Genomic DNA, 14,144 nt, shown 5'->3' with positions numbered 1-14,144 from the left:
GCCGGAGCAGGCATATTCCTCAGTGAGGGAGTGACGGGCTGATGGGCGCCTATATCCTCAGACGTCTACTGCTGATGATCCCGACCATCATCGGCATCATGGCGATCTCCTTTACCATCGTGCAATTTGCCCCTGGCGGTCCCGTCGAGCAGGTCATCGCGCAGTTGACCGGCCAGGCCGACAACGCCACCGGTCGCCTTTCGGGCGGCACCGATCTGCTCGGCCAGCAGAATGCCGAAGACAGCAATTCGAAATATCGCGGCGCACAGGGGCTCGATCCGGAATTGATCGCCAAGCTCGACAAGCAGTTCGGCTTCGACAAGCCGCCGCTCGAGCGCTTCGGCCAGATGATGTGGAACTATATCCGCTTCGATTTCGGTGAGAGCTTCTTCCGCAATACGACGGTGATCGATCTCATCGGGCAGAAGCTGCCGGTGTCGATCTCGCTCGGCATCTGGATTCTGATATTCTCCTACGCCATCTCCATCCCGCTCGGCATTCGCAAGGCGATACAGGATGGATCGACCTTCGATGTCTGGACGTCAGGCGTCATCATCATCGGCTATGCCGTTCCAAGCTTCCTCTTCGGCATCATGCTGATCGTGCTTTTCGCGGGCGGCTCGTTCTTCGACTGGTTTCCGCTGCGCGGCCTTGTCTCCGACAATTTTGCCGATCTCAGTTGGTGGCAGAAGATCATCGATTATCTCTGGCACCTCGTCCTGCCGCTGATCTCGCTATCGCTCGCTGCGTTCGCCACCACGACGCTACTGACCAAGAATTCGTTCATCGAGGAAATCAAGAAGCAATATGTCATCACCGCCCGCGCCAAGGGGCTGAGCGAGCGGCGGGTGCTTTACGGCCATGTCTTCCGCAATGCCATGCTCATCGTCATCGCCGGTTTTCCCGGCGCTTTCATCTCCGCATTCTTCACCGGCTCGCTGTTGATCGAGAACATCTTCTCGCTCGACGGCCTCGGTCGCCTCAGCTACCTCTCCGTCGTCCAGCGCGATTATCCTATCGTTTTTGCGACCCTCTATATCTTCTCGTTGCTCGGCCTTGTCGTCGGCCTGATTTCGGACCTGATCTATACCTGGATCGACCCGCGCATCGATTTCGAGCGGAGGGACGTCTGATGGACGCCGCAACCAAGTCGACCCCGACAGCCGTAAAGCCGCGCCGAGGCCTCTTTTCCCCGACCAACGTCCGCCGCTGGCAGAATTTCAGGGCGAACAGTCGCGGTTATTGGTCCCTTTGGCTGTTCCTGATCCTGTTCGTTCTCAGTCTCGGAGCGGAATTCATCGCCAACGACCGGCCGATTCTCGTCTCCTACAAGGGCGAGATCCTGATGCCGGTCTTCATCGATTACCCCGAGGAAAAGTTCGGCGGCTTCCTCGCGCAGACGGACTATCGCGCACAAGATATCAGGGACGAGATCAACGCCAATGGCTGGATGATCTGGCCGCCAATCCATTATTCCTATCAGACCGCCAATTCGAACCTTCCAAAGGGGATGTCAGCCCCGACCCCGCCTTTCTGGCTGATGAGCAAGGAACAGCGCTGCTCCGGCTATGAAAAGGGTGCCGCCGATCCGAATTGCACCTTGAGCAATCTCAACTGGCTTGGGACGGACGACCAGGCGCGCGATGTGCTGGCGCGCATGATCTACGGCTTCCGCATCTCGGTGCTGTTCGGCCTGGCGCTGACCATCTGCTCGGCGGTCGTCGGCGTCGCCGCCGGCGCGATCCAAGGCTATTTCGGCGGCTGGACCGACCTTCTCCTGCAGCGTTTCATCGAGATATGGTCGTCGATGCCGGTGCTCTACATCCTGCTGATCATCGCCTCGGTTCTGCCGCCCGGCTTCTTCATCCTTCTCGGCATCCTGCTTCTGTTTTCCTGGGTGGGCCTGGTGGGTGTCGTGCGTGCCGAATTCCTGCGAGCGCGCAATTTCGAATATGTACGCGCTGCCCGCGCGCTCGGCGTCAACAATCTCACCATCATGTATCGCCACCTGCTGCCGAACGCGATGGTCGCGACCCTGACCTTCGTGCCCTTCATTCTTTCCGGCTCGATCACGACGCTGACCTCGCTGGATTTCCTGGGCTTCGGCATGCCTCCCGGCTCGCCCTCGCTCGGCGAGATGATCGCGCAGGGCAAATCCAACCTGCAGGCCCCCTGGCTCGGCCTTTCCGCCTTCTTCACGATGTCGATCATGCTGTCGCTGCTGATCTTCATCGGTGAGGCCGTACGCGACGCATTCGATCCGAGGAAGACGTTTCGATGAGCGGAAACTCAACCCCATTGCTGTCTGTCCGCAATCTGTCCGTTGCCTTTCACCAGGGCGGCCAAACGTCGACTGCCGTCGATAGCATCTCCTTCGATATCGCCAGGGGCGAAGTCCTGGCGCTGGTCGGCGAATCCGGATCGGGCAAATCGGTGTCGGCCAACTCGATCCTGAAGCTGCTGCCCTATCCGTCCGCGAGCCACCCCTCCGGCGAAATCCTGTTCAAAGGCAAGGACTTGCTGAAGGCGTCCGATGGCGAGCTGCGTGCCGTCCGTGGCAACGACATCACCATGATCTTCCAGGAGCCGATGACTTCGCTCAATCCGCTCCACACCATCGAAAAGCAGATCGGCGAAATCCTGGCGCTGCACCAGGGCGTGGTCGGCCAGGCGGCCCGCAGCCGCACGCTCGATCTTCTGAACCAGGTGGGCATTCGCGAACCGGAGAAGCGCCTCAAGGCCTATCCGCACGAGCTGTCGGGCGGTCAGCGCCAGCGTGTGATGATCGCCATGGCGCTGGCCAACCGGCCGGAGCTGTTGATCGCCGACGAGCCGACGACGGCGCTCGATGTGACGGTGCAGGCGCAGATCCTCCAACTGCTGCGCGACCTCAAGGGCGCGCACGGCATGTCGATGCTGTTCATCACCCACGATCTCGGTATTGTCCGGAAATTCGCCGATCGCGTCTGTGTCATGACCAAGGGCCGCATCGTTGAAACCGGCACCGTCGAGGAGGTCTTTGCCAATCCTCGGCATGAGTATACCCGCCATCTGCTGGCCGCCGAGCCGCGCGGCGAGCCGCCAAGGGGCGACATCAGCAAGCCCGTGGTCATGGAAGGCTCCGATATCAAGGTCTGGTTCCCAATCAAGGCCGGCCTGATGCGCAAGGTGGTCGACCATGTGAAGGCGGTTGACGGTATTGATCTGAGGCTCAGGGCTGGCCAGACGCTCGGCGTCGTTGGTGAATCCGGCTCCGGCAAGACGACGCTCGGCCTGGCGCTTGCCCGTCTGATTTCTTCCAAAGGCCACATAAGCTTTGTCGGCAAGGATATTGCCGATTATTCCTTCAAGGAGATGCGGCCGCTGCGCAATCAGCTGCAGGTCGTTTTCCAGGACCCCTATGGATCGCTGAGCCCGCGCATGTCGGTTGGCGAGATCATTGCAGAGGGGCTTAAAGTGCATGAGCAATCCCTGTCGGCGGAAGAGCGCGATCAGCGTGTCTGCTGGGCGCTGGAGGAGGTGGGTCTCGATCCATTGACACGCTGGCGTTTCCCGCATGAATTCTCCGGCGGCCAACGGCAGCGCATCGCCATTGCCCGCGCCATGGTGCTGAAGCCGCGTTTCGTCATGCTGGACGAGCCAACCTCGGCGCTCGACATGAGCGTGCAGGCCCAGGTAGTCGATCTCCTGCGCGACTTGCAGCAGCGCCATGATCTTGCCTACCTCTTCATCAGTCACGACCTGAAGGTGGTGAAGGCGCTTGCCAACGATCTGATCGTCATGCGCTTCGGCAAGGTTGTGGAGCAGGGTTCGTCGGCGGAGATTTTCCGTGCGCCGAAAGAGGATTACACCAAGGCGCTTCTCGCCGCCGCCTTCAACATCGAGGCGGTGCCCACCGCCGCCGTCCAGCAATAAAAGATAATCGCCATGCCGGTCAAAAGCCCCGTTCTCGTCGATCTCAAATTCTCGCCTGAGGCCATCGCCAAAGTCCTTAAAACCGCTTTTGCGGATCGCGGCAGCATCAATCTCGCCGATCCCGCAAGCAAAGGCGCGGATCTGAGCCAGGTCGACTATGCCCTTCTTTGGAAGCCGGACGCCGATCTCTTTCAGCGCGCGTCCAACCTCAAGGTGATCTTTTCCGGCGGCGCCGGCGTCGATTCCATGTTGAACATCCCTGGTCTGCCCGACATTCCCATTGTCCGGTTCGTCGACCGCAGCCTGACGGTGCGCATGACGGAATGGGTCGTGCTGCAATGTCTCATGCATCTGCGTGACGTCTTCGGCCACTTCAGGCACCAGCGCAAGCGCGTCTGGGGCCACCTTCCGGCACCGGAAGCACGCGAAGTGACGGTCGGCGTCATGGGTCTCGGCATTCTCGGCCTCGATGCCGCCACCAAGCTCAAGGTCATGGGCTTCAATGTCATCGGCTGGTCGCGGCAAAAAAAGCAGATCGACGGCATGGAAACGTTCGACGCCGGCGAGCTCGACGCCTTTCTGGCGCGGACCGATATTCTCGTTGGCCTGCTGCCGTTGACGCCGGACACCACGGGGCTCTACAACGCCTCGCTTTTTTCCAGGCTTCGCCGTGGCGGCGCCTTGGGCAAGCCGGTGTTCATCAATGCCGGACGCGGCAAAAGCCAGGTTCAGGCCGATATCGTCTCGGCGATCGAAGCCGGTGTGCTTGGTGGCGCGTCGCTGGATGTCTTCGATGTCGAGCCGTTGCCGATGGAGGATCCGCTCTGGGGCATGGAGAATGTCGTCATCACCCCGCATGATGCAGCCGTCTCCGAGGAGCATTCGTTGATGCGCCATGTCGAGGAGCAGATCGCCCGCTTCGAACGCGGCGAGCCGCTTCAATATCTGGTGGATCGCAGCCGGGGCTATTGAGCGCCCTCGGAACCTTTCCACTGCCGCCTCCGTTTCCACAGAACGCCGCCACAAGGCACTGGAAGGAGGCAATCATGCCACAGAAGTTGGAAACCCATACCCATTGGGAGGATTCCGATCAACGTCTGCATGAGGAAAAGGAATTGCCCGCGACCGAGGCAAAGCAGGGACACATGGGACGCCGTGTATTGGCGGTGCTCATCATCGCACTTGCCCTGACGGCGATCGTCTGGGCGCTGGCCGAATTATGGAGTAGTTATGAAGCAGCGCACACAGCGCCCTTGACCGCGGCCCTGGACCAGACCCCGGCACCGAGCCCGCCGGTGCAAGGCTATTCCCAGTCATACTGAATGCAGCCACCAGTAAAACTTGGGCACCCGCGCCCGGTATCCAGGACGGTGGAATTGATTTAGTATCAATTTTCTTTCAGTGACTGGACTTTCGCTCAACATTTTTTGATAAGAAGAGCATTATACCCGCCGCCAGTGAGCTGGAGGTGTGAAGCTTGACGTCCGGGGCGCAGGGAGACGGGCAGGAACGACATGACGAAGACGGATATCGCCACCCGTGTCTATAACCATACCTGGAAGCTCGATCCGATCATTCGCAGCCTGATCGATACCGATTTCTATAAGCTCCTGATGCTGCAGATGATCTGGAAGCTTTATCCGGATGTTGACGCCACCTTCTCCCTGATCAACCGCACGAAGAGCGTCCGGCTCGCCGAAGTGATCGACGAGAAGGAATTGCGCGAGCAGCTCGATCATGCCCGTACGATCAGGCTCTCCAAGAAGGAGATGATCTGGCTGGCAGGTAACAGTTTCTACGGTCGCGCCCAGATTTTCGAGCCGGAATTCCTGGCCTGGTTGTCGAATTTCCAGCTTCCGGAGTATGAGCTGTCGAAGCGCGATGGGCAGTATATTCTCGACTTCCATGGGTCGTGGAAGGAAACGACCATGTGGGAGATTCCGGCACTCGCCATCATCAATGAGCTCCGCTCGCGTGCAGCGCTGAAGGCACTGGGTCCCTTTACGCTCGACGTCCTCTACGCACGCGCCAAGGCGAAGATGTGGGAAAAGGTCGAGCGGCTAAGGGAATTGCCGAACCTTCGCATTTCCGATTTCGGTACTCGCCGCCGCCATAGTTTCCTCTGGCAACGCTGGTGCGTGGAAGCGCTGAAGGAAGGTGTCAGCCACGCCTTCACCGGCACGAGCAACGTCCTTCTCGCCATGGATTCCGATCTCGAGGCTGTCGGCACCAACGCGCACGAACTGCCGATGGTGGCGGCGGCACTGGCCAAGACGAACGATGAGCTTGGCAAGGCGCCCTACAAAGTGCTGCGCGACTGGAACCGCCTCTACGGCGGCAATCTGCTCGTGGTTCTGCCGGATGCCTTCGGCACGGCCTCCTTCCTGCGCAATGCGCCGGAATGGGTGGCCGACTGGACCGGCTTCCGGCCGGACAGCGCGCCCCCGATCGAAGGCGGCGAGAAGATCATCGATTGGTGGAAAAAGATGGGCCGCGACCCGCGCCAGAAGCTTCTGATCTTCTCCGACGGCCTGGATGTCGACGCCATCATCGCCACCTACAAGCACTTCGAGGGCCGGGTACGCATGGGCTTCGGCTGGGGCACCAATCTCACCAATGATTTCGCCGGCTGCGCGCCCACGGAAATCCATGGCCTCAACCCGATCTCGATCGTCTGCAAGGTGATCGAAGCCAACGGCCGCCCGGCCGTCAAGCTTTCGGATAATCCGCAGAAGGCGACGGGCGAGCCCGCCGAGGTCGAGCGCTATCTGAAATTCTTCGGCGCCGAGGATCGCGTCGATCAAGCGGTGCTGGTTTAACCCATCTTGTATTGGAATGAGCGCCTGGCCGCGTTGCCTATTGTTGCGGAGACGGGATGCTACCATACCATTTCAATTGAAGGATCAGCATGGCTCTGAATCAGTATGGCTATGGATTGCTGTTGTATTTTGCCCTTTCGCTACCCGCTTACGCGCAGTCGGACGAAGGAAAAGTCGCCTTTTCAAAGCACGATTATAGGGCTGCACTGCTGAATTGGCAGCCGCAGGCGGAGCGGGGCGACGCAACAGCTCAGTACGGTCTGGGGCGTCTGTATTTCTTTGGACTAGGTGTACAATCGGACTTTGAGAAAGCCGTTTTCTGGTTTCGCAAAGCGGCCGATCAGAACAACCCTTATGCTGAACGTCGTTTAGGTCTCGCTTATTCCCTTGGTCATGACAACGTTGCGCCAGACCTCGAACAGGCGAATATCTGGTATCAGACGGCGATAACTGGCTTCATCAAAGCGGCCGAAGGCGGCGATGTCATGGCTCAATACTCGCTTGGAAGTATGTATTCTCAAGGCGAAGGCATGGTGCCAGATGCGGCGAAGGCGAACTTCTGGTTTCAGAAGGCGATGGGTAGTTTTCGCGAAGAGGCAGAACGGGGAACAGCCTCGGCGCAATATTGGCTCGGCGAGATGTATCTGGGCGGCCAAGGTGTGAGCCGAGATGAGGATGAGGCGATAAGCTGGCTCTCAAAGGCCGGCGAACAAGGCGATTTAGATGCGCAACTCTCCCTTGGCGATATCTATACTTATGAGCAATACAATCGCAGGGATAGCGACTTGGCGATCAAGTGGCTTACGAAAGCTGCGGAACGAGGTGATCCTGGCGCACAACGACGTCTCGGTACTGTGTATGCGGAACGTGCGCACCCCAATGATGCGGCAAAGGCTGCTTATTGGCTTCGCAGGGAGGCCGATACAACCGCTTCATCCGCAGTTACAGACAGTTCCTCCGAATCGGCCAAGCCTGCGGATGTCCCGCCCTCTTCCAAAAATTGAATTTTGCGAGAAGGCGTCCATACATATAACCCGTCACTGCACGCTCCGCGTCACCCGCTTGAACAGCGACCATTTGCCGTCCTCCCAGCGATATTGATCTGGCGAGATCACATAAGGCACGTCGCTGAGATCGGCGCTGATCAGTTCGAGCAAATGCAGTCCCTGGGTGTCGTTTTCGTGGGTGAAGAATACCTTGTCGCGTGACAGGAAGGCCGCGACTGGTGCTGCGCCGCCGGATTGGTCCTGCACCTGCGCCCAGAAATTCGGCAGGAAGGCGACACTGGATTCGAATTGGCCGTCGATCTCGAGATATTGGAACTGGCTACGTTTGGCGATCTGCACGCCGGTCTTCGCCAAGAATTTATGGAGGTTGTTCTGCGCCGTCTCCGCCAATTCTCCGACATCGATGCCCCAGCCGTCTAATGTGGTGGTCATCACATAGCTGACCGTGGTTTCGCCGTTGACGACAAAAAGCCTGACCAGATTTTCGGCCTCATCGAGATAGACGAACTGCGGCGGATCGGATTTACCCTTGACCGCTTGCAGCATCTGCTGCCGCGCCACGTCGAGAAAGCTGCGCGACTTCAGCACCGGTAGCACCTCGTGCAGCTCGCCGCCGCTTTCCAAGGCTTCGGTTAGGTTGAGATAGTTGAGCAGGCCCTGAGCACGCGCCTGCCCCTTCTTTTCGCGCAGCGCCAGCAGCGCGTTGCCCAGGAATTTCGTCATCCTGTCGCCGTTGCGGCTGTGCAGCGTCAGGCTGCCGGCGCCAGGATCATAGTCGACTTTGATCACGTCGCCGAAAAAGGGCAGGCGCTCTTGAAGGTACGCGGCAAAGCGCGCCTCGTTTTCCAGCGCCTCGTCGGGAATGTTGAGATCGAGGCTCTTGATCGCCGGCCTGTTGGGAGGCTGTGGCGCCGGCGGGGCTGGTAGCTCGATTTGCGCATTCGGCCGTTTGGCTCGTCCGAAGAGCTTCTTCAGGAAATTGAACACCCAAACGTCCCCAAGCACCAAGCGGTATTCTACGGAGCCTAACGTGGCGCCGGCTTGCGCGCAATGCCGATGCCGGCTGACGAGCTAGTTGCAGAAGTACCTGCTTGTTCCCACTAAACAGACGTATAATCTGCAAAGGCGGACTGATGGGCTAGTCTGCAAAAGCGGGCTGATCGGCCGATTTCGAGAAGGGCAGGACATATGGGTGTCGTTAAGGGTGGCAGGCGGTCGATCCAGGCGCTGCTTCTATGTCTTTTTGCATTTGCCGTACCGACTGCGGCTCTCGCGCAAAGTGCTGCGCCACCATCGGCCGTTGCTGCGCCACCGCCGGAAAAGGTCCGGGAACTCATTCGGCTGATGAACGAGCCTGACGTCAAGCAATGGCTTCAGTCGCAGGTGAATACTCCGCCCGTTTCCGCAGGCAGTCCCGGCACGAGCGGCGGCGAGATGTCGGAGTTGTCGGACACGCTTGGCCACACCCGACGGCATTTGGAGACAGTCTCGGGCGCCGCGATGACCTTGCCGTCCGAGGTGATGACGGCTTCTCAGAAACTTGGACAAGAAGGTGCGGCGGCAGGCCGGCTCCGCATCGGCATCCAGGCGCTGGTGCTGTTTTTCTTTGGCCTCCTGGCTGAATTGGTGGTCGCGCGCCTGATCAATATCAAACACATGCAGCATACCGAGAGGGCGGCCGGCGTCGAGACGGAACTTCAGGCTGCTCGGTTCGAGTTCATGGGTGGCGTCGTGCCCGCCATCGTTCATGGCGTGGCGACGCTGATTCCGCTTCTTGTCTTCGATTGGCCGCCGATCATCGAGAGTTTTGCGATCGCCTGCGTCATCGCGCTCGTCTCCATACGATTGGCGATCTCGCTCGGCAGATTGCTGTTGGAGCTGACCGCAATGCGTCGGGCGAACGACATTCTCGATGAGGACGGCGGCGCTGCCCGCATTGCCGAGCGGCGGCTTGTGGCGAAATATTGGTATCAGCGCGGCACCCTGCTCGTCATTTACTTCGCCTGCGGCTGGGCAGTGACGCAAGCCATGATACCGCTTGGCTTTTCAGATGGCGCCAGCGATCTCATCGGCTATACGCTCGGCATCGGCCTATTCCTGATCGCCGTGGAGGCTGTCTGGTCACGCCCTGTCCAACCCGGCGCGCATGGCAGAAAGGTCGTCTCCTGGCTGCTGACGATCTATTTCGCCGCGCTTTGGTGTCTGTGGGTGATTGGCTTGAACGGTCTGCTCTGGCTCGGCATTTTTGCCGTTCTTCTGCCGCGCGCTCTCTCGATATCGTCCCGGGCGGTGGAGGTGCTGCATGATGCGGCCGGTGGCGCTCTCGGCGCTGGCAACGTCGCCAGGGTGCTTCTGGATCGCGGCGTACGTGCGATCATCATCGCGCTGGCTGCCCTCTGGCTCGGCCGGATGCTTGGCGTCGAGGCGGCAATGATGATGAGGCCGCCCGAATCCATGATCGACCGCGTCGCTCGCGGCATTCTCGAGGGTATCGTCATTCTGCTGGCCGCCGATCTGCTCTGGCATCTTTCGAAGACCTACATCAATGCCAAACTCTCGGCGTCGATGCCGCTTGACAGTGACAGCGAGGAGTTGAAGTCCCAGCGTGCCCGGCTGCACACCTTGCTGCCGATCTTCCGCAATATCCTTGCCGTCGTCATCGGCCTCATCGCCGTCATGATGGTGCTGTCGGGTCTCGGCATCCAGATCGGGCCGCTGATCGCCGGTGCCGGCGTGGTTGGCGTCGCCGTTGGTTTCGGCGCGCAGACCATCGTCAAGGATGTCATGAGCGGCATCTTCTATCTCTGGGACGATGCTTTCCGCATCGGCGAATATATCGAAAGCGGCAACCACAAGGGCGTGGTGGAATCCTTCAGCCTGCGCTCGGTGAAACTGCGCCATCAGCGCGGTCCGCTTGCAACCGTGCCCTTCGGCTCGCTCGGCGCGGTCAACAACATGAACCGCGACTGGGCGATCGACAAGATCATCTTGAAGGTCACCTACGACACCGACCTGGTGAAGACCAAGCGGATCATCAAGGAGATCGGCCAACGACTGCTCGACGATCCGGAATTGGCGCCCAACATCATCCAGACGCTGAAGATGAAGGGTGTCGAGCAGTTCAGCGATTTTGCGATCGAAATCAGGCTGGCGATCACCACCAAGCCCGGCGAACTCTCCGTCATCCGGCGCAACGCCTTGGCAATGATCAAGCAGGCTTTCGATGAAAACGACATCCATTTTGCTGTCCCGACGGTGCAGGTCGCAAGCGACAAGGACGCCGCCGCCGCGGCAGCCCGCCAGGTGGTCGAGATGCGGGTGGCAAGCGTCGAAGGTGTTGAACAAACGGGGTAGCGGCCACACATCATGCAGGTACGAGTGCGGCCCCGCCTAGTGCGGTTCGTTCCGCGCGCAATTTTCTGATACATCCATCTCATTTGGAGGGTTATGTTATGGACTATCGCTATCTCGGCGGATCGGGTTTTCGCGTGCCGATCCTCAGCTTCGGTACCGGCACCTTTGGCGGCAAAGGCGAGTTTTTCGGCGCCTGGGGCGCTACTGACGTCAGTGAGGCAAGCCGCCTGATCGACATATGCCTCGATGCCGGTCTCAACTTCTTCGACAGCGCCGACGTCTATTCCGGCGGCGTTGCAGAGCAGGTATTAGGCGAGGCCATCAAGGGCCGTCGCGACAAGGTGCTGATTTCCACCAAAGCGACCTTCCGCTTCGGCGATGGGCCGAACGATGTCGGCTCCTCGCGCTTCCACTTGATAAAGTCGGTGGAAGCTTCATTGAAGCGGCTGCAGACCGACTATATCGATCTCTTCCAGCTGCATGCCTTCGACGCCATGACACCGGTCGAAGAAACGCTGTCGTCGCTCGACGATCTCGTGCGAGCCGGCAAGATCCGTTATGTCGGCTGCTCGAATTTCTCCGGATGGCATTTGATGAAGTCGCTGGCTGCGGCCGATCGCCACAATCTGCCGCGTTACGTGGCGCATCAAGCCTATTATTCGCTTGTCGGCCGCGATTACGAATGGGAGCTGATGCCGCTTGCCGTCGATCAGAGGGTCGGCACCGTCGTCTGGAGCCCGCTTGGCTGGGGCCGTCTGACCGGCAAGATCCGCCGAGGCCAGCCGTTGCCGGAAGTTAGCCGCCTGCACAAGACGGGGGACCTCGGTCCGCAGGTCGATGATGAATATCTCTACACCGTGGTTGATGCGCTTGACGAGATTGCCAAGGAAACCGGCAAGACCATTCCGCAGGTGGCATTGAACTGGCTGCTGCAGCGGCCGACGGTGTCGAGCGTCATCGTGGGTGCCCGCGACGAAGGTCAGCTGCGCGACAATCTCGGCGCCATCGGCTGGAACCTGACCGCGGAACAGGTCGCCCGCCTCGACGCCGCCAGCGCTCAGACGCCCGCCTATCCCTATTGGCATCAGCGCGGCTTCACCGAACGCAATCCTTTTCCCGCCGGCTAAGGATTTTTCTGGGGTCGGCGCCGGGAAGCGCCGGTCTCAGAAGGTTTCCTTGTAGGGACGCAGATCGATCTCCTGGGTCCAGGCGGAGGGATGCTGGCGGTGGATATGCCAGTAGGTCTCGGCGATAGCATCGATATTGAGCAGGCCGTCGGCCGGCACGTCCGGCCGCCTCGACCGCAATCTTTCGCCGTCGATGCCGCCATCGATGATGGTGTGGGCGACATGCAGGCCGAGCGGCCCGAATTCCCGCGCCATGCTCTGGCTAACCATTCTTAGGCCTGCCTTGGCGGCGGCGAACTGCGCAAATCCAGCCTTGCCGCGCAGGCTCGCCGAAGCGCCGGTAAAGATCACCGTGCCACGCCCGAGGGGCACGAGATGCTTGGCCGCCTCCCGCCCGACAAGGAAGCCGCCGAAGCAGCAGATGCGCCAGAATTCCTCGAATTCGGCGGCGGTGACGTCTCGAAAGCCGACGTGACGGTTGATGCCGGCGTTGAAGACGATGAAGTCGGGCGGGTCGATCTCGTCCCGCGGCGCAAAGGCGTGCTCGAAGAGCCGCTTCACCGCGGCCTCGTCGGTTGCGTCTGTTTCAATGGCTTCGCCACTGCCGCCGGAGGCGTTGATGGCGTCGGCGATCTTGGTGACCTTTTCCAGCGTCCGGCTGGCGATGAAGACGTGGTAGCCCTTGTCGGCCAGCAGCCGGCAGAGCGCCGCGCCGAGACCTTGTTCTGCTCCCACTCCAACGATGATGGCGCTTGGCATGCTCATTCCGCTGCCTCCCTGGCATTCAATGTCGGGTAATCGGTATAGCCCTCTGTACCGCCGCCGTAAAAGGTCGGGCGATGATAGGGATTGAGGCTTGCGCCGCGGCGAATGCGTTCCGGCAGGTCGGGATTGGCGATGAACAGGCGCCCGAACGCGATGGCATCGGCATGGCCGGCGGCGAGGGCGGCCTCGGCGGTTTGGGGCCTGAAATTGCCAGCGGCGATCAAGGTTCCCGACCAGGCGGGGCGGAAGAGTTCGACCGCCGACGGCACGTTCTTGTGATCGACCTCCGCCTGGCCCGCGCCGCTGGCGCGCGGCTCGATCAGGTGCAGATAGGCAAGATGCAGCCGGTCGAGCTCGCGGACGACGTGGCCGTAGAGGCGCAACGGATCGTCCTCGCCGCTGTCGTTGGCAATACCGAAGGGAGACAGGCGGACGCCGACTCGGTTCGAACCCCACACGGCAGACACCGCTTCGACCACTTCGAGCAACAGGCGCGCCCGGTTCTCGATCGATCCGCCATATTGGTCGGTGCGCCGGTTCGAACGGGCCTGCAGGAATTGTTCGATCAGATAGCCGTTGGCGCCGTGGATTTCGACGCCGTCGAAACCGGCCTCCTTCGCATTGGCCGCAGCCTGTCCGTAGACTTCGATCAGCAGGGGCATCAGATCGGTATCGATCGCCTGCGGCGTCTCGAAGGGCACGCGCTCGAACGACGCCGTAAAAGCATTTCCGGCAGCCGCTATCGCCGAGGGGGCAAAAGGTGGGACGCCGCCAGGCTGATGGGAGGAATGGGAAATGCGACCGACATGCCAGAGCTGGAGGAAGATCCGGCCCCGCTTGGCGTGAACCGCGTCGGTGACCGCTTTCCAGCCGGCGATCTGCTCCGGCGTATGGATGCCCGGTGTTGCCGGCATGCCCTGTCCGGCCGGCGAAATCTGCGCGCCCTCGGAAATAATCAGCCCACCCCGCGACGCGCGCTGCGCATAATATTCGACGTTCATCGCGGAAGGCACGTTGCCCGGCTGGCTTGCCCGCATGCGCGTCAACGGCGCCATGACGACGCGATGTGCCAGCTCGTAAGGACCGACGGCCAGTGGCGAAAATAAAGTAGCTGTCATGAAAATCTCCTGCCGGGAGCGAATTTTGCTCCCTGGGCG

At 60.4% G+C, this 14,144-nt stretch carries 12 protein-coding genes; 9 read left to right on the top strand and 3 right to left on the bottom strand.

Annotated elements, in window-relative coordinates; translation table 11 throughout:
• Window positions 1–41: 41 nt before the first annotated feature.
• The 7 genes from PY649_RS14965 (at window position 42) to PY649_RS14935 (ending at window position 7,738) form a co-directional block, all read left to right on the top strand.
• Window positions 42–1,133, top strand: coding sequence for a microcin C ABC transporter permease YejB (locus PY649_RS14965; protein ID WP_285869277.1), 1,092 nt, complete (start codon window positions 42–44; stop codon window positions 1,131–1,133).
• Entirely contained in the window at window positions 1,133–2,281 is a 1,149-nt protein-coding gene (locus tag PY649_RS14960; protein ID WP_285869276.1) for an ABC transporter permease, read from the top strand. Before PY649_RS14965 ends, PY649_RS14960 begins: the two co-directional genes overlap by 1 nt.
• Entirely contained in the window at window positions 2,278–3,915 is a 1,638-nt protein-coding gene (locus tag PY649_RS14955; protein WP_285869274.1) for an ABC transporter ATP-binding protein, read from the top strand. The genes PY649_RS14960 and PY649_RS14955 overlap by 4 nt, the downstream gene beginning before the upstream one ends.
• Window positions 3,916–3,927: 12 nt before the next feature.
• Window positions 3,928–4,887, top strand: coding sequence for a 2-hydroxyacid dehydrogenase (locus PY649_RS14950; RefSeq protein WP_285869273.1), 960 nt, complete (start codon window positions 3,928–3,930; stop codon window positions 4,885–4,887).
• Window positions 4,888–4,961: 74 nt separating this feature from the next.
• Entirely contained in the window at window positions 4,962–5,237 is a 276-nt protein-coding gene (locus PY649_RS14945; protein WP_285869272.1) for a hypothetical protein, read from the top strand.
• 192 nt (window positions 5,238–5,429) lie between these two features.
• Window positions 5,430–6,734 (top strand): nicotinate phosphoribosyltransferase, encoded by a 1,305-nt coding sequence (gene pncB / locus PY649_RS14940; protein ID WP_285869271.1) that lies wholly within the window; start codon window positions 5,430–5,432, stop codon window positions 6,732–6,734.
• Between the two features lie 89 nt (window positions 6,735–6,823).
• On the top strand, window positions 6,824–7,738 hold the full coding sequence (locus PY649_RS14935) for a tetratricopeptide repeat protein (RefSeq protein WP_285869270.1): 915 nt from the start codon (window positions 6,824–6,826) through the stop codon (window positions 7,736–7,738).
• Between the two features lie 33 nt (window positions 7,739–7,771).
• On the opposite strand, the gene PY649_RS14930 is transcribed toward PY649_RS14935, so the two are convergent.
• Window positions 7,772–8,746, bottom strand: coding sequence for a DUF1444 domain-containing protein (locus PY649_RS14930; protein ID WP_285869269.1), 975 nt, complete (start codon window positions 8,744–8,746; stop codon window positions 7,772–7,774).
• Between the two features lie 183 nt (window positions 8,747–8,929).
• Here PY649_RS14930 and PY649_RS14925 point away from each other — a divergent pair, with 183 nt between their 5' ends.
• Together PY649_RS14925 and PY649_RS14920 are read left to right on the top strand one after the other, a co-directional pair.
• A complete protein-coding gene (locus PY649_RS14925; RefSeq protein ID WP_285869268.1) occupies window positions 8,930–11,095 on the top strand; it encodes a mechanosensitive ion channel family protein in 2,166 nt (721 codons plus the stop codon).
• A gap of 98 nt (window positions 11,096–11,193) precedes the next feature.
• Entirely contained in the window at window positions 11,194–12,222 is a 1,029-nt protein-coding gene (locus tag PY649_RS14920; protein ID WP_285869266.1) for an aldo/keto reductase, read from the top strand.
• 36 nt (window positions 12,223–12,258) lie between these two features.
• On the opposite strand, the gene PY649_RS14915 is transcribed toward PY649_RS14920, so the two are convergent.
• A complete protein-coding gene (locus tag PY649_RS14915) occupies window positions 12,259–12,987 on the bottom strand; it encodes an SDR family NAD(P)-dependent oxidoreductase (RefSeq protein ID WP_285869264.1) in 729 nt (242 codons plus the stop codon).
• A complete protein-coding gene (locus PY649_RS14910; RefSeq protein WP_285869263.1) occupies window positions 12,984–14,105 on the bottom strand; it encodes an alkene reductase in 1,122 nt (373 codons plus the stop codon). The genes PY649_RS14915 and PY649_RS14910 overlap by 4 nt, the downstream gene beginning before the upstream one ends.
• Window positions 14,106–14,144: the final 39 nt, after the last annotated feature.

The sequence above is a fragment of the Rhizobium mayense genome, from assembly GCF_030272705.1.
Classification (GTDB): Bacteria; Pseudomonadota; Alphaproteobacteria; order Rhizobiales; family Rhizobiaceae; genus Rhizobium; species Rhizobium mayense.
This window is presented reverse-complemented; position numbering and strand designations above follow the sequence as displayed.

Bases quoted from the DNA above. Each gene is read 5' to 3' on its own strand.
- PY649_RS14915 (WP_285869264.1), bottom strand. From the start codon at position 12,987: ATGAGCATGCCAAGCGCCATCATCGTTGGAGTGGGAGCAGAACAAGGT.
- PY649_RS14955 (WP_285869274.1), top strand. From the start codon at position 2,278: ATGAGCGGAAACTCAACCCCATTGCTGTCTGTCCGCAATCTGTCCGTT.
- pncB (WP_285869271.1), top strand. From the start codon at position 5,430: ATGACGAAGACGGATATCGCCACCCGTGTCTATAACCATACCTGGAAG.
- PY649_RS14950 (WP_285869273.1), top strand. From the start codon at position 3,928: ATGCCGGTCAAAAGCCCCGTTCTCGTCGATCTCAAATTCTCGCCTGAG.
- PY649_RS14920 (WP_285869266.1), top strand. From the start codon at position 11,194: ATGGACTATCGCTATCTCGGCGGATCGGGTTTTCGCGTGCCGATCCTC.
- PY649_RS14965 (WP_285869277.1), top strand. From the start codon at position 42: ATGGGCGCCTATATCCTCAGACGTCTACTGCTGATGATCCCGACCATC.
- PY649_RS14925 (WP_285869268.1), top strand. From the start codon at position 8,930: ATGGGTGTCGTTAAGGGTGGCAGGCGGTCGATCCAGGCGCTGCTTCTA.
- PY649_RS14935 (WP_285869270.1), top strand. From the start codon at position 6,824: ATGGCTCTGAATCAGTATGGCTATGGATTGCTGTTGTATTTTGCCCTT.
- PY649_RS14945 (WP_285869272.1), top strand. From the start codon at position 4,962: ATGCCACAGAAGTTGGAAACCCATACCCATTGGGAGGATTCCGATCAA.
- PY649_RS14960 (WP_285869276.1), top strand. From the start codon at position 1,133: ATGGACGCCGCAACCAAGTCGACCCCGACAGCCGTAAAGCCGCGCCGA.
- PY649_RS14910 (WP_285869263.1), bottom strand. From the start codon at position 14,105: ATGACAGCTACTTTATTTTCGCCACTGGCCGTCGGTCCTTACGAGCTG.